The sequence below is a fragment of the Streptomyces lunalinharesii genome (assembly GCF_039532155.1).
Taxonomy (GTDB): domain Bacteria; phylum Actinomycetota; class Actinomycetes; order Streptomycetales; family Streptomycetaceae; genus Streptomyces; species Streptomyces lunalinharesii.
Window position 1 is genome coordinate 1 of the sequence record NZ_BAAARK010000127.1, and the last position, 629, is coordinate 629.

At 63.3% G+C, this 629-nt stretch carries 1 protein-coding gene; it reads right to left on the reverse strand.

What is annotated here, in order from left to right; all coding sequences use genetic code 11:
• The coding region (locus ABD385_RS41250) for a beta-ketoacyl reductase (protein ID WP_344585426.1) at positions 1 to 621 on the reverse strand (621 nt) is incomplete at its 3' end.
• Positions 622 to 629: the final 8 nt, after the last annotated feature.

Here is a 629-nt window from a genome sequence, read left to right on the forward strand (position 1 = left end):
CCCCTGCTCCACCCCCAACAACGGCATCCCCGACTCAGCAGCACGACGGACCTCACGCTCCCCCAACCCCGCCGTCATCCCCACACCCTGATCCCAAGCACCCCACGCCAACGACACACCAGGCAAACCCACACCCACCCGATGCACCGCCAACGCATCCAAAAACGCATTCCCCGCCGCGTAATTCGCCTGCCCCGCACCACCCAACACACCCGCAACAGAAGAAAAGACAACAAACGCAGCCAAATCCAAATCACGCGTCGCCTCGTGCAGATTCCACGCACCATCCACCTTCGGCCGCAACACCGAAGCCAACCGCTCCGACGTCAACGAACCCACCACCCCGTCATCCAACACACCAGCCGCATGCACCACAGCCGTCAACGGATGAGCACCCGAAACACCAGACACCACACCCGCCACCGCACCAGCATCAGCGACATCACACGCCACCACCGACACCCGCGCACCCAACGACTCCAACTCCGCAACCAACCCCGACACACCATCCGCCGCCACACCAGAACGACTCGACAACAACAGATGACGCACCCCACACGACCGCACCACATGCCGAGCCAACACACCACCCAAACCACCCGTACCACCCGTCACCCACACCGTGCCGT